General features: G+C 71.0%; 16 protein-coding genes and 3 pseudogenes. 2 read left to right on the forward strand and 17 right to left on the reverse strand.

Annotation, left to right across the window (positions count from 1 at the left end; genetic code table 11):
- Positions 1-55 precede the first annotated feature (55 nt).
- The 10 genes and pseudogenes from BJF83_RS07690 to BJF83_RS07730 form a co-directional block, all read right to left on the reverse strand.
- Positions 56-487 (reverse strand): cytidine deaminase, encoded by a 432-nt coding sequence (locus tag BJF83_RS07690; protein ID WP_075925747.1) that lies wholly within the window; start codon positions 485-487, stop codon positions 56-58.
- Complete coding sequence (locus tag BJF83_RS07695; RefSeq protein WP_075925748.1) at positions 466-1,728, reverse strand: ABC transporter permease; 1,263 nt, start codon at positions 1,726-1,728, stop codon at positions 466-468. Before BJF83_RS07695 ends, BJF83_RS07690 begins: the two co-directional genes overlap by 22 nt.
- Positions 1,725-3,278 carry an ABC transporter permease gene (locus tag BJF83_RS07700; RefSeq protein ID WP_075925749.1) on the reverse strand — a complete coding sequence of 518 codons (1,554 nt, stop codon included), beginning with the start codon at positions 3,276-3,278 and terminating at the stop codon, positions 1,725-1,727. The genes BJF83_RS07695 and BJF83_RS07700 overlap by 4 nt, the downstream gene beginning before the upstream one ends.
- Positions 3,275-4,885, reverse strand: a complete 1,611-nt coding sequence (locus BJF83_RS07705) for an ABC transporter ATP-binding protein (protein WP_075925750.1) — start codon at positions 4,883-4,885, stop codon at positions 3,275-3,277. Before BJF83_RS07705 ends, BJF83_RS07700 begins: the two co-directional genes overlap by 4 nt.
- Before the next feature lie 387 nt (positions 4,886-5,272).
- Positions 5,273-5,905, reverse strand: a pseudogene (locus BJF83_RS30920) (BMP family protein); the annotation flags it as partial.
- A complete protein-coding gene (locus tag BJF83_RS30925) occupies positions 5,902-6,099 on the reverse strand; it encodes a hypothetical protein (protein ID WP_262391387.1) in 198 nt (65 codons plus the stop codon). The gene BJF83_RS30925 and the pseudogene BJF83_RS30920, both read right to left, overlap by 4 nt.
- Before the next feature lie 329 nt (positions 6,100-6,428).
- Positions 6,429-7,160, reverse strand: coding sequence for an alpha/beta fold hydrolase (locus tag BJF83_RS07715; protein ID WP_075925751.1), 732 nt, complete (start codon positions 7,158-7,160; stop codon positions 6,429-6,431).
- A gap of 139 nt (positions 7,161-7,299) precedes the next feature.
- Positions 7,300-7,644 (reverse strand): biotin/lipoyl-containing protein, encoded by a 345-nt coding sequence (locus tag BJF83_RS07720; protein WP_075925752.1) that lies wholly within the window; start codon positions 7,642-7,644, stop codon positions 7,300-7,302.
- A 6-nt stretch (positions 7,645-7,650) separates the two neighbouring features.
- Positions 7,651-8,668: pseudogene (locus tag BJF83_RS07725) on the reverse strand (alpha-ketoacid dehydrogenase subunit beta).
- Positions 8,665-9,618 carry a thiamine pyrophosphate-dependent dehydrogenase E1 component subunit alpha gene (locus BJF83_RS07730; RefSeq protein WP_394329309.1) on the reverse strand — a complete coding sequence of 318 codons (954 nt, stop codon included), beginning with the start codon at positions 9,616-9,618 and terminating at the stop codon, positions 8,665-8,667. Before BJF83_RS07730 ends, BJF83_RS07725 begins: the two are co-directional and overlap by 4 nt.
- Positions 9,619-10,583: 965 nt before the next feature.
- On the opposite strand from BJF83_RS07730, the gene BJF83_RS07735 reads away from it, so the two are divergent.
- On the forward strand, positions 10,584-11,075 hold the full coding sequence (locus BJF83_RS07735) for an Lrp/AsnC family transcriptional regulator (RefSeq protein WP_075925754.1): 492 nt from the start codon (positions 10,584-10,586) through the stop codon (positions 11,073-11,075).
- Positions 11,076-11,120: 45 nt separating this feature from the next.
- Here BJF83_RS07735 and BJF83_RS07740 read toward each other — a convergent pair whose 3' ends face one another.
- From BJF83_RS07740 to deoC, 6 genes and pseudogenes are all read right to left on the reverse strand, one after another.
- Positions 11,121-12,788 (reverse strand): phospho-sugar mutase, encoded by a 1,668-nt coding sequence (locus tag BJF83_RS07740; RefSeq protein ID WP_075925755.1) that lies wholly within the window; start codon positions 12,786-12,788, stop codon positions 11,121-11,123.
- 105 nt (positions 12,789-12,893) lie between these two features.
- A complete protein-coding gene (locus BJF83_RS07745) occupies positions 12,894-13,691 on the reverse strand; it encodes a purine-nucleoside phosphorylase (RefSeq protein WP_075925756.1) in 798 nt (265 codons plus the stop codon).
- Entirely contained in the window at positions 13,688-14,440 is a 753-nt protein-coding gene (locus BJF83_RS07750) for a GNAT family N-acetyltransferase (RefSeq protein ID WP_394329310.1), read from the reverse strand. The genes BJF83_RS07745 and BJF83_RS07750 overlap by 4 nt, the downstream gene beginning before the upstream one ends.
- 136 nt (positions 14,441-14,576) lie before the next feature.
- Positions 14,577-15,512 carry an aldehyde dehydrogenase gene (locus BJF83_RS07755; RefSeq protein ID WP_075925757.1) on the reverse strand — a complete coding sequence of 312 codons (936 nt, stop codon included), beginning with the start codon at positions 15,510-15,512 and terminating at the stop codon, positions 14,577-14,579.
- 74 nt (positions 15,513-15,586) lie between these two features.
- On the reverse strand, positions 15,587-17,017 hold the full coding sequence (locus tag BJF83_RS07760; protein WP_075925758.1) for an aldehyde dehydrogenase family protein: 1,431 nt from the start codon (positions 17,015-17,017) through the stop codon (positions 15,587-15,589).
- A 4-nt stretch (positions 17,018-17,021) separates the two neighbouring features.
- Positions 17,022-17,972 (reverse strand): annotated as a pseudogene (gene deoC, locus BJF83_RS07765) (deoxyribose-phosphate aldolase).
- 488 nt (positions 17,973-18,460) lie between these two features.
- Here deoC and BJF83_RS07770 point away from each other — a divergent pair.
- The gene (locus BJF83_RS07770; protein WP_075925775.1) at positions 18,461-19,147 is read left to right on the forward strand and encodes a hypothetical protein; all 687 of its coding nucleotides are present in this window, start codon (positions 18,461-18,463) and stop codon (positions 19,145-19,147) included.
- A gap of 108 nt (positions 19,148-19,255) precedes the next feature.
- Here BJF83_RS07770 and BJF83_RS07775 read toward each other — a convergent pair whose 3' ends face one another.
- Positions 19,256-20,437, reverse strand: a complete 1,182-nt coding sequence (locus BJF83_RS07775) for a heparan-alpha-glucosaminide N-acetyltransferase domain-containing protein (protein WP_075925759.1) — start codon at positions 20,435-20,437, stop codon at positions 19,256-19,258.
- Positions 20,438-20,452 lie beyond the last annotated feature (15 nt).

Here is a 20,452-nt window from a genome sequence, read left to right on the forward strand (position 1 = left end):
CGTGGAGAAGGCGTCTCCCCGGCGCCGGGTCGCCGGCACCGGGGAGACGTCCCCGCTACTTCGTGAGGTCGTGCGGCCCGAAGGCCCGCGGGAGCACCTGGTCCATGGTCAGGACACCCTCGGGGGAGTCGACCAGCAGGTGCGGCCCACCGTGTTCGTACAGCAGCTGCCGGCAGCGCCCGCACGGCATGAGGGTCTCCCCCCGGCCGTCCACGCAGCTGAACGCGGTCAGGCGGCCTCCGCCGGAGGCGTGCAGGGCGCTGACCAGACCGCACTCGGCGCACAGGGCCAGCCCATAGGAGGCGTTCTCCACGTTGCAGCCGCTGACGATCCGGCCGTCGTCGACCAGCGCCGCCGCGCCCACCGGGTACCGCGAGTAGGGCGCGTAGGCGTGGCCCATGGCCTCCCGCGCGACCGCGCGCAGCACCGCCCAGTCGACGGACTCCGGGTCCAGGGGTGCGCCCGTCATGACCGGCTCGCCCTCCACTGCTTGCCGATGCCCGCGGGTGGCCGCAGGCTCTGCGAGGCCAGCGACAGCACGAGCAGCGTCGCGATGTGCGGGCTGTACGTGGCCAGCTCGCGCGGCAGGGAGTCGGTGGTGAAGTACCACACGAGCAGCAGCAGACCGGCCGCGGCGCCGGCGATCGCCAGGCCCTTGCGGTCCCCGCGCACCTGCCAGACCGCGACCGCCAGCAGCGCCACCGCCAGGAGCAGCAGCAGGGCGTGGACCGCCTCGCCGCCACCGCGCACCTGGAGGGCGTCGGTGTAGCCGAACAGCCCCGCGCCCATGGCCAGGCCGCCCGGCCGCCAGTTGCCGAAGATCATCGCGGCCAGACCGATGTACCCGCGGCCGCCGGTCTGCCCCTCCTGGTAGATGTTGGACGCCACGATCGCGAGGAACACTCCGCCCATGCCCGCCAGGCCGCCCGAGATGACCACCGCGATGTACTTGAAGCTGTACACCGGCACGCCCAGCGACTCCGCGGCGTCGGGGTTCTCACCGACCGAGCGCAGCCGCAGCCCGAACCTGGTCTTCCAGAGCACCAGGTAGGTCACCGGGATCATCAGCAGCGCGATGAGGGTCAGCGCCGACATCCGCGTGGTCAGACCGATCACCAGCGACGCCAGGTCGCCGACCAGGAAGATCCCGCTGTCGGCGACGGGCTCCAGCGCTCCCGGCAGCCACGGCAGGTTCAGCGTCGGGAAGGACGGCGTCGTCGGCGACTGGGCCGCGCCCGCGCCGGGCACGTCCGAGTAGACCAGGATTGACAGGTACCGCATCGCACCGAGCGCGAGGATGTTGACAGCCACACCGGAGACGATGTGGTCGACCGCGAAGGTCACGGTCGCCACCGCGTGCAGCAGACCGCCCAGCATGCCCCCGATGACGCCGGCCATCAGACCGATCCAGGGGTTGTCGAAGGTCCACGCGAAGTAGGCACCGAACCAGGTCCCCAGGATCATCATGCCTTCGAGGCCGATGTTGATGATGCCGGAGCGCTCCGCCCACAGACCGCCCAGACCGGCCAGGCCGATCGGCACGGCGAAGGCGAGCGTGGTGTTGATGGTGCCCGCGTCGGTGAGCATGTCCTGGCCGGTGATGACCCGCAGCCCGGACAGGGCGACGAACACCGCGCAGGTCAGGGTGAGGAAGCGCCACCTGGCCCATCCCCGGGGACGGAACGGCGACTCGTGCACCGCCTCCGTGACGTTGAGTTCCTGGCTCACTGTGCCTCCCCGCCGCGTTCGCCGTCGGTCTTCGGACCGCTCTGGCCCTCACCGCCGGGCGTGGGCGCGGCGCCCACGGGTTCCGCGGCCACGGTCGTGGCGCCGAGCTGCTTGCCGATCTGCTGCTGCTGGTAACGACGGCCCCACCGGTGCACGACCTCGTAGACCACGACGACCGTGAGCACGATGGTGGCCTGCGCGATGACCGCGATCTCCTGCGGGATGTTGTCGAAGGGCAGGATGTTCGCCGCCTGGGTCAGGAACGACCAGAACATGGCGGCGAAGACGATGCCCACCGGGTGGTTGCGTCCCAGCAGGGCGATGGCGATCCCGATGAAGCCGATGCCGGTGGGGAAGTCCAGCGCGTAGTAGTGCGCGCTCCCGAGCAGCTGGGGAAGACCCACCAGTCCCGCGACCATGCCCGAGAAGAGCATGGACAGGAACACCATCTTCTTCACGTTGATGCCGCTGGCGTCGGCCGCCGACTGCGACTGTCCGGTGGCCCGCAGCTCGAAGCCGAAACGGGTGCGGTTGAGCATCACCGAGTAGCCGACGCCGACCGCGACGGCCAGGAACACCAGGCCGAGGATCTCCCGGTCCGAGCCGAGGAAGCCCGCCGGGATCCCGGGGACCCACGACGACTCGGGCAGCGGCGGGGTGCCGATGTTGTTGGTGCTGATCTGGACCGCGAGGCGGTCGGTGCTCAACAGGTAGGCGGTGATTCCGGTGGCGATCGCGTTGAGCATGATCGTGGAGATCACCTCGGACACGCCCCGGGCGACCTTGAGGTACCCGGCGATGCCGGCCCAGGCGCCGCCCACGGCCACGGCCACCACGATCATGAGGATCTGGCTGAACGGCGGCGGCAGGATCAGGTAGCCGCCCACCGCGGCCGACAGCAGGGCGGCCAGGCGGTACTGGCCGTCGACGCCGATGTTGAACAGCTTCATCTTGAAGCCGATCGCCACGGCCACGGCGGCCAGGTAGTAGGTCGTGCTGTCGTTGATGATCTGCACCAGGCTGTCCGGGCGGGTGCCGTACTCCAGCATCCGGGCGAACGTCGTCATCGGCGCGATGCCGCTGAGGACCAGGACGAGCGCGGTGACCGCGATGGCGATCAGCCCGGCCGCGAACACCGCGGCGAAGGACAGCGCCAGCAGCGCCGACAGGCGTTGGAACAGCAGGAAGGTGAGGGCGGAGCCCACGACGGCGCCGATGGCGACGGCGACGGGCTCGATCAGCTGCAGGTCCAGCAGCCACGTCGACAGCAGCCCGGCGACGACCGACAGCACCAGGGCCGTCGGTACCACCAGGGTGTTGTGCAGGGTGGTGCCCTGTTCCTGCGTGCCCGCCGCCGCGACTCGGGGCTCGGGCGGAACGATCCGGGCGCTCACGACCACGAAGGCGAAGGCCGCGGTGACGCCGACGATCAGCGCCGCCCACCACAGCAGCGCCAGATCGAGGGCGAACGTGACACCCGTGCCCAGCACCACGGCGATGGCGAAGGCCGCGGGTCCGGGGAGCGAGCGTCGGTTGTCAGTGGTCGTCACGACTCGCCCCCGTCCTCGTCGGCACGGTCAGTTCCCTCAGCACCGCTGTCACTCTCCGTGGAACCGCCGCCCGCGCGCAGTCCGGCGCCGGTCATGGCGGAGCCCAACTGTTCGGGGGTGACGGTGGTCGGGTCGGCCTGCGCGACCAGGCGGCCTCGCAGGATCACGTGGATGGTGTCGGACATGCCGATCAGCTCGTCCAGGTCGGCGGAGATCAGCAGCACCGCGAGCCCGGCGGCGCGGGCCTCGCGCAGCTGCTCCCAGATGGCCGACTGCGCGCCCACGTCCACGCCGCGCGTGGGGTGCGCCGCGACGAGGAAGCGCGGCGATCCGCTCATCTCCCGGCCGATGATGAACTTCTGCTGGTTGCCGCCGGACAGGGCGTCGGCGATGACGTCGATGCTCGGCGTGCGCACGTCGTACTCGGCGACGATGCGTTCGGAGTCGGCGCGCGCCCCCACGCGGTTGATCCAGGGGCCGCGCACGCTGGGCTCCTTGGTCTGGTGGCCCAGGATGCGGTTCTCCCACAGCGGGGACTCCAGCAGCACACCGTGCCGGTGGCGGTCCTCGGGGATGTAGCCGACCCCCGCCTCGCGGATGCGCAGCGTCGACCAGCCGGTGACGTCCTGGCTCTCCAGGTGGATGCGGCCCGAGGCGAGGTGGCGCATGCCCATGATCGCCTCGATCAGCTCGGACTGGCCGTTGCCCTCGACTCCGGCGATGCCGACGATCTCACCCCGGTGGATGTCGACGCTGACGTCGTCCACGACCGGGCGTCCCCCGGCGGAACGGACCGTCACCCCGTCGAGCGAGAGCACGACGTGGTCGGTGACGGTGGACTCGCGCAGCTCGGGCACGGGCAGTTCGCCGCCGACCATGAGCGTGGCCAGTTCCCGGGCGGTGGTGGTGCTCGGGTCAGCTGTGGCCACCGTGGTTCCCCGGCGGATGACGGTGATGTCGTCGGCGACGGACAGCACCTCGTCGAGCTTGTGCGAGATGAAGATGACGGTCAGACCCTCGCGCTTGAGCTCGCGCAGGTTGTCGAAGAGCTCGTCGACCTCCTGCGGCACCAGGACCGCCGTGGGCTCGTCGAGGATGATCGTCTCGGCGCCGCGGTAGAGCACCTTGAGGATCTCCACACGCTGGCGGTCGCCCACGCCCAGGTCCTCCATCAGGCGGTCGGGGTCGATCCCCAGCCCGTACTGGGCGGACAGCTCCTGGATCGCGGCGCGGGCGCGCCTGCCGATGCCGTGGCGGCGTTCGGCGCCCAGGACCACGTTCTCCAGGACGGTGAGGTTGTCCGCGAGCATGAAGTGCTGGTGCACCATGCCGATGCCGTGGCGGATGGCGTCGGAGGGCGAGTGGAAGCGGACCTCCCTGCCCTTGACGCAGATCCGGCCCTCGTCGGGACGGTGCATCCCGTACAGGGTCTTCATCAGCGTGGACTTGCCCGCTCCGTTCTCGCCGACGATGGCGTGCACGGTACCGGGAGCCACGGTGATGTCGATGTCGTGGTTGGCCACGACTCCGGGAAAACGCTTGGTGATCCCGTGCAGCTCGACGGCGGGGGTGTGGGTCGACCCGCCGCCCGATGACGTGCTGCTCATCTGTCTCCTCGTGAAACTGGCGGCGGGGCGCGGGGCCGGCCGGGTGGCGGCCCCAGGCGCCGTCGTCGCGAAGCGGCAACCAGCAGCGGCACCGGGCGCGGGTCCTCCGCGCGCCGGTGCCGCCCTCCGGTGCGGTGCCACGGGACGGGCCCGTGGCGCGGCGTGTTTACGGCTCGGTCGGGACCTCGATCTCGCCGTCGATGATCTGCTGCCGGTACTCGTCCAGGTCCTCGACCAGCGGGGCGATGAGCTCCTCGTTGGACTGTGTGTAGTCCACGCCGCCCGAGGCGAGGTCGAAGCGCTGGATGCCGCCCTGGACGTCGCCCTCGACGCGTCCGCGATCAGCTCGAACACGGCCACGTCCACCTGCTTGATGGCGGAGGTGAGCACGTACGGCTTCTGGTCGTCCTCGGCGTTCTCGTACTGGTCGCTGTCGACGCCGATGAACAGGAAGTCGTTCTCGACGGCGGCCTGGAGGACGCCGTTGCCGGAGGCGCCGGCGGCGTGGTAGATGACGTCCGCGCCCCGGTCGTACTGGGCCTGGGCGGTCTCGCGGCCCGCGGCGGGGTCGCTGAAGCCGCTGAAGTCCGGCGGCTGGCTGATGTAGTCGACCTCGACCTCGATGGCGTCGTCGACGTGCGCGACACCGGCCTCGAACCCGGCCTGGAACTTGTGGATCAGCGGGGTCTCGACACCGCCGATGAAGCCGACGTGGTCCTCCTCGGTGGACAGCGCCGCGGCGGCGCCGGCCAGGAAGGAGGCCTGCTCCTCGGCGAAGACCAGACTGGTGACGTTGTGGATGTCGTCGATCTCGGAGTCCACGATGGCGAAGTGGACGTCCGGGTAGTCCTCGGCGACCGCCAGGACGGACTCCGCGTAGGCGAACCCGACGGCGATAACGACGTCGAAGCCCTCCTCGGCCATGGTGGCCAGGCGCTCCTCCTTGGCGGACTCGGGCTCGCCGTCGGCGGGCTCGAAGTCGCGCGTCTCCACGCCCAGCGACTCCGCGGCCTGGGTCAGACCGCGGTAGGCCGAGTCGTTGAACGAACGGTCTCCGCGACCGCCGACGTCGTAGGCGAGACGACGCGGACGTCGGAGTTCGCCTCACCGCCACTGCCGTCCTCGGCGGTGTCGGTCGCGTTGTCACACGCGGTGAGGGCCAGCGCACCCGCCGCCGCGGCGGCGGCGAATCTGACCGCGTTGCTGCGCTTCACTTGGTAACTCTCCCCTTCGCCCTCCGGCCCGCATTCACGCGAACCGACCTGACTTCTGTTGCCGGACAATATCCGCTGGCGGAAAGCACACGTGACGGACGTACTGAGTTGTTACAAAGGCGAGAGCTGAGTGACGCGACTCCTGACTTGACACTTGCCGATCGGGCGCCACGCGGCGCCGACCGGATTCCCGTTCCTCCTTATCCGACCTCAGGTTCTCCAGCAGGGAAGGCCTTTTTGACACTCCGCTTCCGTTCGATTACCGGTCGTCACGCGACCCCGCCGGGGGAGCGCCGCGGCCTCCGCGGGGCCAACCGGTCTAGACCGGACTACCCAACCAGGAAGTCCACCACGGCCTGCCTGAAGGTCCATGCGGACACCGCGGTCGCGTGGTCCCGCCCGGGGATCTCGACGTGCGCCCCGGCGCAACGGGCCGCGAGGTCCTCGGCTCCCGTCGCGAGCGTATCCCGGGCGCCGGAGACGAGCAGGAGGGGCACGCCGACGGGGCGGGGCTCCCCGACGAAGGGACGGGCGGCCTGACCTCGGGCGCAGGCGGCCAGCGCGGCCGCGTCGTTGCCCTGGAGCTCGGCGACCGTCCGGAAGACCTGGTCGAAGGGGGTGTCGCCGGCGCCGGGAGCGGAGAGGTCTGCCTCCGCGAAGGCGTTGACCGGTCCGAACCCGCCCAGGACGGCGCGGCGCACCCGGTCGGAAGCGGTCAGGGCCAGCTCCCAGGCCAGACGGGAACCCATGGAGTAACCGACCACGTCGACCCGGTCGACCGCCAGTTCGTCGAGCAGGCCGAGCAGGTCCCCGATGAAGCGTTCCGGCAGGTAGGAGGCATCGTCGAGCGGCTTGTCACTGCCGCCGTGACCGCGCAGGTCCGGTCCCAGGACACGCAGTCCGGCGCCGCCCAGTGCCTGCGGCCACCCCGCTGCGCGCCAATTCATGCCGAAGTTCGTACCGAATCCGTGGAGAAGAAGGACGGGTACGGCGTCCCGCGGCTCGCTCGCGGGCAAATCCACGTAGCGCATTGTCACGTCACCGGCCAGATTCGCGGTCATGGTCTTCCCATCGTTTTCGACCTTGGGGTTTCACCCAGGAAAAATCGAAGGCCCAATCAGATGTTCCTATAAACGACTGGGCCGGAAGCCCGAGCGCGTTTGTGCTGACATCCGAAGGGGCCCTCGCGACGTGCGGGTCTCAGTCCGACGGCGGCTTCAGCCGCACACGGCGCGCGGGCTTGGCCTCCTCGGTCGGAACCTTCCCGACGATGCCCGCCTGAGGAGAATCGTCACTCACGGTGACGGCGAAAGTGACCAGGCGCGCGCCCACCGGGACGACCTCGTTCTCCTCCGCGTGCAGGGCGACCACACGTCCGGCGGTCGGCGAGGGGATGACCACGGCCGACTTGGTGGTCTCGACCTCCACCAGCGGATCGTTGCGCTCGATCTGGTCGCCGACGGCGACCTGCCACTCCAGGACGGTGGCCTCGACCAGTCCCTCGCCGAGGTCCGGCAGGGTGAAGGTGGTGTTGTCCTCAGCCATGGGCGTCTAGTACTCCAGGGTCCGTTGCACCGCGAGCAGGACGCGGTCGATGGTCGGCAGGTACTGCGGCTCCAGGGGACCCGCGGGGTAGGGCACGTCGAATCCGGTCACGCGCTGGACGGGGGCGGCCAGGTCGCGGAAGCAGTTCTCGGTGACCAGGGCGGCCACCTCCGCGCCCAGCCCGGCGGTCAGCGGCGCCTCGTGGACCACGACCGCGCGCTTGGTGCGCGCGACCGAGGCGGCCAGTCCGGTGGCGTCGATCGGCTTGAGCCAGCGCAGGTCCAGCACCTCCAGGTCCACGCCGTCCTCGGCCGCGAGTTCGGCGACCTGGAGGCAGCGGTGCACCATGGCGCCCCAGGCGACGAGCGTGGCGTGCCGGCCGGGGCGGACGATACGGCTGGTGCCGATGGGGGTGGAGGGTTCCAGGAGCCGAACGGGCTTGCGGTCCCAGTAGCGGGCCTTGGGCTCCATGAACACCACCGGGTCCTCCGAGCGGACGGACTGGAGCAGCAGGGTGTAGGCGTCGCCCGCGTCGGAGGGGGCGGCCACCTTGAGCCCGGGCGTGTGCGCGAAGAGCGCCTCCAGCTCTCGCCGTGGTGCTCCGGCGCTGGATGCCGCCGAAGGAGGGCAGTCGCAAAGTGATCGGCATGGGCGCGGCCCCCCGGGTCCGGTAGTTCATCCGGGCGACCTGGTTGACGATCTGGTCGATGGCCGGGTACGCGAAACCGTCGAACTGGAGCTCGGGCACCGGCCGCCAACCGTTCATGGCCAGGCCGACCGCCATGCCCATGATCGCGGACTCCGCCAGGGGGGTGTCGAAGACACGCTGTTCGCCGAACCGCTTCTGGAGCCCGTCGGTGACGCGGAAGACGCCGCCCAGGGCGCCGACGTCCTCACCGAAGACCAGGACGTCGGGATCCTCGGCGAGCAGGACGCGCAGGGCACGGTTGATCGCCTGTTGCATGGACAGTTCCACGGGGGTCGCGCCCGCGGGAGCATTGGTTCGTTCGATCAGCTCGGTCACGATTCGACCTCTTCCTGCCAGACACGGCGCTGCCGGGTCAGCTCGTCGGTGGTCTCCCGGAAGACGTGCGTGAACAGCTCGGAACCGTCCGGTTCGGGTGCGCGGGCCACGCCGTCGCGGATGGTCTCGGCACGGGCCCGGGCAGCGGCGTCCACCTCGGCCAGCGCGTCCTCGTCGGCGTGCCCGGCCTCGATGAGCGCCGCCCGCAGCAGGTCGAGCGGATCGCGCAGGAGCCAGCGCTCGGTGTCGGCCTCGTCCCGGTAGCGCCCGGGGTCGTCGGAGGTGGAGTGCGGTTCGACGCGGTAGGTGAGCGCCTCGATCAGGGTGGGTCCCTCACCGCGGCGGGCGCGGGCCACGGCGTCGGCGGCGGCCTGGTACACGGCGCCCGCGTCGTTGCCGTCGACGAGCACACCGGGCATGCCGTAGCCCGCGGCGCGGGCCCGGATCGAGCCGCCGGCGATCTGGCGGTGGTTGGGGACCGACAGCGCCCACTGGTTGTTCTGGCAGAAGAAGACGACGGGGGCGGTCATGACCCCGGCGAAGTTCATCGCCTCGTGGACGTCGCCCTCGGAACTGGCCCCGTCGCCGAAGTAGGCCAGGGCGACGCCGTCGTCGCCACGCAGCCGCTCGCCGACGGCCCAGCCGACCGCGTGCGGGACCGGCCCGCCGACCACGGCGTTGATCGCGCCGAAGCGGGAGGCCATGACGTCGTAGAGGCCGCCGTGCCACAGGGCGCGGTGGGTGGCCATGTAGCCGACCATCTCGACCCCGTAGGCCAGGGCGGAGGCCATCTCGCGGTAGGTGGGGAAGACGAAGTCTCTCTCCGGGTCCAGCGCGGTGGCGCTGGCGACCTGGGCGGCCTCCTGCCCGCGCACGGACACGTAGGCCGGGAAGACACCCTGACGCTGGAGGGCGACGGCTTCGGCGTCCAGGTCGCGGGCGGTCCGCATGTCCCGGTAGAGCGCGCGGGTGAGGTCGGACGGCAGGTGATCCACGGTGATGGAGCTCCGACCCTCCGGCTCGTCGGTGGGAAGGGCGGGGTGGGGAACGCCTCCGCGGGAGGGGGACGCCGCGGCCGAAGACCGTTTTCCGGGCGTGGTGGAGGACGACGCGTGGACGGTGTCCCCGTTTCTCCCGCGAAGCGGTTCCTGCGGCGATGGTGGGCGACGGGCGGGCATGCGAGCGGCTCCCAACGTGGCCCCGCGCGTGCGACGGAGGGCTCGGGTGGTCACGATCCTGGTCCTGATTCTCTGGTCAACTCGACAGATGCGCTAGATATGTACGCGTAGTTGATACATATGAGAACGATTGACGCTCTTCAGTTCGCAAACGTCTAATTTGAGCATCAGCCCTCCCGTGAAAACGACACACCACGCGAAACACCGCGAACAGGGCCTGCACGGCGGGCGGCGTTCGGGGCCGACGACGACGCCGGGCCGTGTCAGAACGTGAGACGGCGAGCACCGGAAGCACGGAGATCATCACTCTCCGCCACCGTCGAATCGCCGAAGAATTCGATGGCCACATGTGGACAGCGTGCCGTAGGGGCGGGATTCAACATGACAAACAGCAACATAGAGGCGTACTTCGGGAGAAGTTCTGTCATGTTTGCCGAGGGCCGGTGTAGTTACTCACGGGTCAGGGAAACCACCGGCCAAGTGATGGCCTCCAACTTGAGTACAGTCGGACTTCCCCAGCCCCAAGGGCACGCCCCGTGGGGCCCGCGAGAGGTTCCCCCGGAACGGTCCTCTCGGTTGCCGCCTTCCCGGGAGGACGGCGCCCACCCCCGGTCGCCCAATCTCGCGGACTGAGATCCCCATCGACGAGAACGACGTTTGCCTGGTAGTTCGTTGGCCCCGGTCAAAGTTGACGGAAGGGGCGAACACTGACGCAAGAGCACATGAGGAGCACCCACATGGCCATGGGCGACCAACGCAGGAGCGGCCGCCGGCCGGACTCCACCGACCAGACCATTCTGAGCGCCCTCGCCAAGGACGCGCGGACCGGGATCACCGAGATCGCCGCACTGGCCAACGTCTCCAGGGCCACCGCCTACAACCGGATCAAGCGGCTCACCGACGAGGGCGTCATCCGCGGCTACTCGGTGGTGACCGACCACTCCAAGATGGGGCTCGGCGTCACCGCGCTCGTCCTCATCTCCGGCAGCCAACCGGACTGGCGCGCCAACCGCGAGATCCTGTCGTCCTACCCCGAGATCGAGTACTGCTGGTACGTGGTGGGATCGGCGGACATCGTCCTCCTCGTCCGCGTGGCCAACACCAACCAGTTGCGCGATCTCATCCTCACCCGCCTCCAGTCCCTCCCCGGCGTGACCGCGACCCAGACGCTCACCGTCATCGACGAGGTCGTGCACCGACCCGTCGTGGAACCGCCCGAGAGTGAGTGACCCTCGGGCGGCACGCGCCCCACGGGCGGAGGCGGAGGAACCCGCTCACCCCCTGACCGCGTCGGCGACCGCGGCCACCAGCTCCGCGAGCACCGCCGAACCCCGGGCACGAGCGGCGGAGACATCCCCGTCCACGTCCAGGACCACCTCGATGTAGGCCTTGAGCTTGGGCTCGGTTCCCGAAGGCCGCAACGTCACCCGCGCCCAGACACCGCCCTCCAACCGGAAGCGCAGGGCGTCGGTCGGAGGAAGCCCCTCGTACCCCTCGGAGAAGTCGTCGACCCCCGCCACCTTCAGGGAACCGAACTCGGCGGGCGGTTCGGCGCGCAGCCACCGCATCGCCGTGGAGATCACCGCCAGATCCTCGACCCGCACCGAGAGCTGGTCGCTCAGGTGCAGGCCGTAACGGCGCGCCTGGTCGTCCAACAGGTCCATGAGCGTGCGGCCGCGGCGCTTGGCCGTGGCCGCGAGCGCCGCCATCACGAGGGCCGCGCCGATGCCGTCCTTGTCAGCCACGGGACGCCCCTCGTCACCGCCGACGCAGTAGCCCAACGCCTCCTCGTAGGACAGGACCGGCCGCTCTCCCGGCCCTCCGGCCCGGGCCAGCCACTTGAACCCGGTGAGGGTCTCCTCGTAACGCACCCCCCGGTCGCGGGCGATCTTGCCCAGCAGACTGGAGGAGACGATCGAGGTGGCCACGACCCGGTCGGCGCCGGTGGTGTGGTCGAGCACGTACTCGGCCAGCAGACCGCCGACCTCGTCGCCGGTCAGCAGCCGGCGGCCGGGGACGGCGACGGCGAGCCGGTCGGCGTCGGGGTCGTTGGCGAGCACCAGATCCGCCCCCGTGTCCCGGCCCGCCGCGACCGCCAGGTCCATGGCCCCGGGTTCCTCGGGGTTGGGGAACCGCACGGTCGGGAAGTCGGGGTCGGGAGCGAACTGGGCGTCGACCACGGACGGGCGGGCGAACCCCGCCCGTTCCATGGCCGCCAGCAGGACCTCGCCACCCACGCCGTGCATGGGCGTGTAGGCGATGGTCAGGTCGCGATCCTCGCCCAGGGGCAAACCGGTGACCGAGGCCAGGTAGCGTTCGACCGCCTCCTGGCCCAGCACCGTCCATCCCCGGCCCAGGGGCAGGTCGCCGAGCGGGCCGACCGCGTCGATGGCCGCGGAGATCTCGGCGTCCACCGGCGCGACGATCTGGGCGCCCGCGTGGAGTCCGGTCCCGCCCACGTAGACCTTGTACCCGTTGTCCCGCGGCGGGTTGTGGCTCGCCGTGACCATGATCCCGGCGTCCGCGTGCAGGTCGCGCACGGAGAAGGCCAGGACGGGGGTGGGCAGGGGACCCGGCAGCACCGACACCCGGTGCCCCGCTCCGGTGAGCACCGCCGCGCTCGCCTCGGCGAAGTCCGCCGAGCCGTGGCGGGCGTCGTACCCGACGACGACGTGACTCCCCTCGGCCAGCCACCGCGCGATCCCGGCGGCAGCGCGCATGACCACGGCCCGGTTCATGCGGTTGGGCCCCGCTCCCAGCTCGCCGCGCAGTCCGGCGGTGCCGAACTCCAGCCGCGCGGAGAAACGGTCGTCGAGGTCGGCCAGCGCGGCGGTGTCACCGGACTCGGCCCGGGCCAGCAGCGCACCCAGTTCCTCGCGCGTGGCGGGATCGGGGTCCTCGTCCAGCCACTGCCGGGCGCGGGCGACGGTGTCGGCGGTCATTCTGTGTTCCTCGTCCCTACGGATTGACGACGATGTCGGCGGTCGCACGGTGCTCCTGATCCCCCGCGGATCGGTGACCGCGTCGACGAGCAGGCGGCACGGTCCCTAGAGCTCGGCGACGACATCGGCGAGCAGGCGGCCGACCTCACGGGCGGCGTCGCGCCCGGTGGCCAGCACGTCCTCGTGGTCCAGGTTGGCGCCCTCCAAGCCGGCGGCGACATTGGTGACCAGGGACATCCCCAGGACCCGTGCACCGGCGGCGCGGGCGGCGATGGCCTCCATGACGGTGGACATGCCCACCAGGTCGGCGCCCATGGCGCGGAGCATGCGGATCTCGGCCGGGGTCTCGAAGTGCGGGCCGGGCATGGCCGCGTAGACGCCTTCGGGCAGGTCGGGGTCGACCTCGCGCGCCACGGCGCGCAGCTTGGGGTCGTAGGTCTCGCTGAGGTCGACGAAGTCGGCGCCGGTCAGCGGCGAGCGCGCCGTCAGGTTCAGGTGGTCGGCGATGAGCACCGGAGAGCCGACGGAGTAGTCGCCGTTGATGGCGCCGGCCGCGTTGGTGAGCACGATCGTCCGGGCGCCGGCCGCGATCGCGGTGCGCACGTTGTGCACGACGGCGTCGGTGCCGTGGCCCTCGTACAGGTGGGTACGGCCCAGGAACGCGAGCAGGTTCCGGTCCCCGTCGCGGATCCCGCGCAGAGTGCCGCTGTGCCCCTCGACCGCGGGCGGCAGGAAGCCGGGCAGCTCGGCGGTCGCGATCTCATCGGTCGCCTCCCCGAGCAGGTCGGCGGCGGGCGCCCAGCCCGAGCCCATGACCAGGGCGATGTCGTAGCTGTCCACTCCGGTGCGCGACCGAAGGTCGGTCGCGGCCTCTTCGGCGATGGCCTGGGGTGTGCGGGTCACTGGGACTTCTCCGTTCGTTCGGGCCGCGGGCGCGGCGGGTCGGGCGTGACGGTGTTCGGCGGGACGTCGGTTCCCGTGCCCGGTCGGACCCGGGCGTCAGAGCGGGTCGGGACGTGGGCTCCCGTGCGCACCGGCCGGGACATCACGGTCTGCGGGCCGTTGGGGCCGTCGACGTAGCGGCGGCCCGTAGGCGTGAACCCGGCCGACCGATAGGTGCGCAGTCCGACCTCGTTGCCCTCGTCGACGCACAGCACGATGTCGGCGGCGCCGGGGTCGACCCCCGCCACGAGCAGGTCCAGCAGAGGCGCGGAGCAGGCGGCGCGGCCCACGCCGAGGCCCTGGTGTCCGGGAGTGACGTAGAAGGCGCGCAGGAGCACGGCCCGCTCCGGCGCGTCGACGAGGTCGCGCAGGTGACCGACGCGGTCGATGATCCCGAAACCGGCGCAGGCGTCATGGGCCGTGTCGGGATCGGTGAGGTCGACACCGGTGCGCACGACGGCGAACGGAACGCGCGCGGGGTCGGCGTCAGCGCGCGGCAGGGTCTCCACCGGGAGTCCGGTGTACCTGGACTGGCCGGGAGCCAGGCGGTGGCGGAGCACCACGTGTCGTAGGACGGAGACCTCGGCCGTGTACCGGTCGAGCCGGACCAGACGCAGTCCGACCACGCGTGCTCGGGCCGAACTTCCGGACGGCGTCGATTCCGAGGCCGCGCCCGAGCTCTCGGACGGCGTCGTGCTCGGGGCCGGGATGTCGGACCGGGGCGCATCCGGGGCCGTGCCCCTGACCGGGGGGTCGGCCGGTCTGTCAGTCACCACGATGGCTCCTCGTTCGCCGTGTCGGACCGGGACCCGATCGGGCCCCGGTCCGTCAGTGTTTCATCCCGGGTCACACCCCGATCGGGTGCCAGACCGTCTTGGTCTCCAGGAACGGCGTCATGCGCGCGGTGCCGGGGTCGGGGTCGAGCCAGACGTCCTCTCCCCCGTCTGCGCCGGGGCCGGGGCGCAGCACCCGCGTGAGGGTGGCGGCGGCGACCTTCTCGAACTCCGCCGCCATCGCTCCGGCGCCCGTGAGGTCGAGGGCGTTGACGTCGGCGTGCGAGGCGAGGTGCGGGCCGATCTCCGGCACCCGCCCCGTGAGCAGGTTGACCACACCGCCGGGCACGTCCGAGGTGGCCAGCACCTCTGCCAGGTCGACCGCGGCCAGGGGCGCGCGCTCGGAGGCGACCACGACGGCCGTGTTGCCGGACGCGATGACGGGAGCCAGCACGCAGGTCAGTCCGAGCAGCGGGGCATTCCGCGGCGCGAACACCGCCACCACGCCGGTCGGCTCGGGTGCGGAGTGGTTGTAGTACGGGCCGGAGACCGGGTTGGCGCCGCCCAGCACCTGGGCGATCTTGTCGGTCCAGCCCGCGTAGTACACCCACCGGTCGATCGCGGCCGAGACCGCCTGGTCGGCGGCGGCTCGGGACAGACCCTGGGCGCGCTCGGCGCCCGCGGCGAACTGGTCGCGGCGGCCCTCCAGGACCTCGGCGACGCGGTACAGGATCTGCCCGCGGTTGTAGGCCGTCCGCGACGACCAGCCGCCGAACGCCTTGCGCGCGGCCATGACCGCGTCTCGGGCGTCCTTGCGGGAGGCGAGGGAGGCGTTGGCGAGGTGTTCGCCGTCGGATGAGGTCACGGGGTAGCACCTGCCCGATTCCGAACGCGGGAACGCCCCGCCCAGGTAGAGCTTGTACGTCTTGCGAACCGCCAGGCGCACGGACGGCGCCGTGTCGGGCCGGGTCGTGTCGGGCCGGGTCGCATCGGCTCCGGTCGCTTCGATCCGCGCCGGGCCGGACCGGGCCCTTCCTTCCCTGGCCTTGGCGCCCTGTTCGCCGCTGGGGCTGTTGAGCCTTCTTAGCCAAGGTAGGCCTCCAATCCGTGCCGCCCGCCCTCGCGGCCGTAGCCCGACTCCTTGTAGCCGCCGAAGGGGCTGGTCGGGTCGAACTTGTTGAACGTGTTGGACCAGATCACGCCCGCGCGCAGGCGCTCAGCCGTCCACAGCATGCGCGAGCCCTTCTCGGTCCACACACCCGCCGACAACCCGTACGGCGTGTTGTTGGCCTTGGTCACCGCCTCCTCCGGTGTCCGGAACGTGAGCACGGACAGCACGGGGCCGAAGATCTCCTCGCGGGCTACCCGGTGCGCCTGGCTCACTCCGGTGAGGACCGTGGGCGCGAACCAGTAGCCGGACGGCGGCAGGTCGCAGGACGGCGACCAGCGTTCGACGCCCTCCTCCGCGCCCGAGTCGGTCAGCTCCCGGATCCGCCGCAGCTGGGCGGCGGAGTTGATCGCGCCGATGTCGGTGTTCTTGTCGAGCGGGTCGCCGAGGCGGAGCTTGGCGATCCGGTCCTTGAGCCGGGGCAGCAGTTCGTCCGCGATCGACTCCTGGACCAGGAGGCGCGAACCCGCGCAGCACACGTGGCCCTGGTTGAAGAAGATGCCGGAGACGACGCCCTCGACCGCCTGGTCGACGGCGGCGTCGTCGTAGACGATGTTGGCGCCCTTGCCGCCCAGTTCGAGGGTCAGCCGCTTGTCGCTGCCCGCCACCGAACGCGCGATCTGACGGCCGACCTCGGTGGAGCCCGTGAAGGCCACCTTGTCGGCGCCTGGGTGCTCCACGAGAGCGCGGCCGGTCTCACCGGCGCCGGTGACGATGTTGACCACGCCCGGCGGCAGGTCCGCCTCCTGGCAGATCTGCGCGAAGACCAGCGCGGTCAGCGGGGTGGTCTCGGCGGGCTTGAGAACGACGGTGTTGCCGGTGGCCAGCGCCGGGGCGACCTTCCACGCGAGCATGAGCAGCGGGAAGTTCCACGGGATGACCTGAGCGGCCACACCGAGCGGGCGCGGGTCGGGGCCCAGTCCGGCGTGGGCGAGTTTGTCGGCCCAGCCCGCGTAGTAGAAGAAGTGCGCGGCGACGAGGGGCAGGTCGACGTCGCGGGTCTCCTTGATCGGCTTGCCGTTGTCCAGGGACTCCAGGACGGCCAGCTCACGGGAGCGCTCCTGGATCACCCGGGCGATCCGGAAGAGGTACTTGCCGCGCTCGGCGCCGGCCATCCGGCTCCACACGGTGTCGTAGGCGCGGCGGGCGGCGGCGACCGCACGGTCGACGTCGGACGCGCCAGCGACGGTGAAGCGGGCGAGTTCGGTCTCGTCGGCCGGGTTGACGGTGGACATCTGGTCCCCGTCCTTCCCGGGGGTGAACTCACCGTCGATGAACAGGTCGTAGTTCTCGCGCAGACGGACGACGGAGCGGGACTCCGGTGCGGGCGCGTAGTCGAAGATCACGGCTTTAGTCCAGCGTGTAGTAGTCGGGGCCCGGGTAGGTGCCGGTACTGAGCCTGGTGCGCTGCATGAGCAGGTCGTTCAGCAGGCTGGAGGCGCCGATGCGGAAAAGGTCCGGGGTCAGCCAGTCGGGACCGGCTACCTCGTTGACCATCACCAGTTGGCGGATGGCGTCCTTGGCAGTGCGGATGCCACCGGCGGGCTTGACGCCGACGCGGGCGCGGTGGCGGCGCGGTGGTCGCGGACGGCTTCGAGCATGACGAGGACGACGGGCGGCGTGGCCGCCGGGGAGACCTTGCCGGTCGAGGTCTTGATGAAGTCGGCTCCGGCGCGGATGGCCAGGTGGGAAGCGCGGCGCACGTTGTCGTAGGTCACCAGTTCCCCGGTCTCCAGGATGACCTTCAGGTGAGCGGCGCCGCAGGCCTCCTTGACCGCGACGATCTCGTCGTACACCTTCAGATAGTCGCCGGAGAGGAAGGCGCCGCGATCGATGACCATGTCGATCTCGGTCGCGCCGTCCTCGACCGCGCGGCGCGTGTCGGCGAGTTTGACCTCCAGGGGCGCGCGCCGGCGGGGAAGGCGGTGGCGACGGAGGCGATGCCGATGCCGGTTCCGGTGCCGCGCAGGGCCTCGACGGCGGTGGCGACCCGGTCGGGGTAGACGCACACGGCGCAACCTGTGGCACGGTACGGTCGGCGGGGTCGGGAAGGGCTGCCTTGGCGCACAGGGCGCGGACCTTGCCGGGCGTGTCGGCGCCCTCCAGCGTGGTCAGGTCGACCATCCGGATGGCCAGGTCGATGGCCTCCCGTTTGGCGGTGGTCTTGATGGACCGGGTGGACAGGTCCTGGGCGCGGGAGCGCGCACCGACCTCGTCGACGCCCGGGAGTCCGTGCAGGAAGACCCGGAGCGCGCGGTTGGTCGTGGCCTCGGGCGCGAATGCGGTATGGGGCACGGGCACCTACAGCTCGATCAGCGTGATGGAACGTGATGGGTTCGCGGCTTGCTCCACTGTGGCCAGCGGAAACGACCGCTCCGGCGCGGTACGGAGATGCCGTTCGAGGACTCCGTCCAAGCCGTCAGGCAGTCACCCTAACCCTGGGGTGCACAGCCGTCAGTACCCCTGTCGACCGCGCCGCCGAAGGTTGGAGAAGCATCCAGTCAGACAAGCGTGAATCATTGGGATGTTCCTCCAACTTGGCCGCCAAAACCCCCACACATAGGTCTCCGGGGTGGGTGGGAGCAGAGGTGTCGAGGAGTCGCGGTCTAGACCGGACTGGCCCTCAAGGCACTCTGGGGCGTCGGAGGGCGGGCTCCAGCGGGCTGGGTCCGGAGGCTGGTGGTTGGGCGGCGAGGAGTGCTGGGGCGGGCTCCAGCCGGCTGGCGTTGGACGGCGAGGGCTGGCGCAGTCCGGGCTGCCTCCCCCGGGAGGCTGGTTACCCTGTGGGCATGGCGGAGTTCCGGATCAGCAGCGACGACCAGATCGACCTGCGCAGGTTGGCGACGGCCCTGGTGGACTCCCAGGGCTGGGCCCGCGAAGAGGTCAGCATCTGGGACACGCGCCGGGGCGAGGTGATCGTGACCGTCGACGACGCTCTGCTGCGCGGTCCCCAGAAGGACCCGCTCAACCGTCCCCGGCACACCCCGCACGACGTTCACGAGGCGTGCGAATGGCTGCGGCGCGAGGAACCGTCGCTGCGCCGGGTCGACTTCTCCGTGCTGCGCAAGGAGACTTCCCGGTACTTCTCAGCCGGGTGGACGCTCGCCGACGTCCGGCACGCTCTGACCCACCGCCCCGACCACGCGCCGTGGCGCCAGGGCCCCGATGACACGGAGTGGCTGCGCACCCGGCTGGCGGCCTGGCGCACCCCGAACGGCGACATCCGCCCCTCGAAGTCCCAGGAATCGGCGCAACTGCGGGTGATCAGCCGCGCCGGGCTCCCGATGGACATCGGGCTGCCCGAGGACGCCGAGGTCGCCGGCCCGGTCGCGCGCCCAGAGGTGGCGCGATCCGCCGCCGACGACGCGCGGCGGTTGATCCAGCAGAACACCCGTACCACGACGAACTCGCTCGCCCACCGGGACCGCACGGCGGAGCACATCACCCGCCCCGACCGGGAGAGCGGACCCGGGTAGGGGGTGAGTGGGAGGACGTGCGTCGACTGAGCGTCCGTGGGGGCCGGAACGAGCGTGCAGCCCCGTGGCACGGGACCCCGGACGGGTGCCTTCGGTGCCCCCACACGGTCACGCGCGGGCGCGGGCCTCCTCCACGGTCACGGTCACCCCGTCGGCGATCGCCCCCAGGAGGGACTCCAGCGGCCCGCGGCCCACCGTGACCCGCCACAGGACCGCGAACCCGATCGCCCCCAGGACGAAGCCCTCCAGCAACCACGGGCTCCGCCACTCCACGGTCGACAGGCCCATCACGACGGCGATCGCGAACAGGTGCCCCGAGTACACGGTCAGCGGCATCCGCCCGACGGAGGAGAGCGGGTACATCAGCCAGCGGACGCGCTCGGCCAACCACACACACGCCACCAGGACGAGCAGCGCCTGACCCACCGCCTGCGCGATCTCGAAGGTCGTCCCGGTGTGCGGCGTGCCCACGGCCAGCCACCACCAGTCGTCCGTGGGAACCTGCCCCGAGACGGCGTACATCTCCTCCTCGACCACGGCGGGTTCCCCGAGCCGCTCCAGGCCGCCGAGCGGGTACAGCAGGAGCCAGGAACCCCCGTAGGCGAACACGCTCAGGCCCGCGCCCAACACGAGCAGGCGCAGGCGCACGAAGGTCGCCGTCAGATCCATCCGCCCGACCGCCATGCCCGCGTACACGAACGCCATGAAGGTGATCGCCGGATAGTAGCCGGTGAGGAGGAACTCCGTCACCGAACCGAGGGAGGACAGGCGCGGCTCCGGCGCACCCATGCCGGAGCGCAGGGCGAAGGAGACCACGGGACCCACGACGGCGAGCACGCCCGCCACAGCCCACAGGGCTCCGGCGCGCAACCGCGCGAGAGGCAGCGCGAGGAGGAAGAAGCCCGCGTAGTAGGTGAGGATGATCGCGACCGGCACGGACATCAGATCGAGGAAGACGCCGAGCAGTCCGATCACCACGGCGCGGGTGATGACGCGCACCGAGGCGCCACGCAGCGCCTCACCGCTGACCGGACTGGTCCGGCCGGTCATGAAGGCGAGGGAGAGACCGGCCAGGAGCGCGAAGAGCGCGGACGAGTTCCCGCGCACCAGGGTGTGCAGGGCGATGGCCCCGTCCTCGGGCAGCAGCCCGATGGAGGCCACACCCAGGTGCACGGTGAACATGCCGAACACGGCGAGCGCGCGGGCGGCGTCGACGCCGTCGATCCGGGGGCGGGGGACCGTGGTCGAGGTGGCGGCTCTGGGGATGTCGTCAGATCGGTTCTGTGCCACGTTCGTCAGGCTATG

This window comes from Nocardiopsis sp. CNR-923 (assembly GCF_001942255.1).
In the GTDB taxonomy this organism is placed as follows: Bacteria; Actinomycetota; Actinomycetes; order Streptosporangiales; family Streptosporangiaceae; genus Nocardiopsis.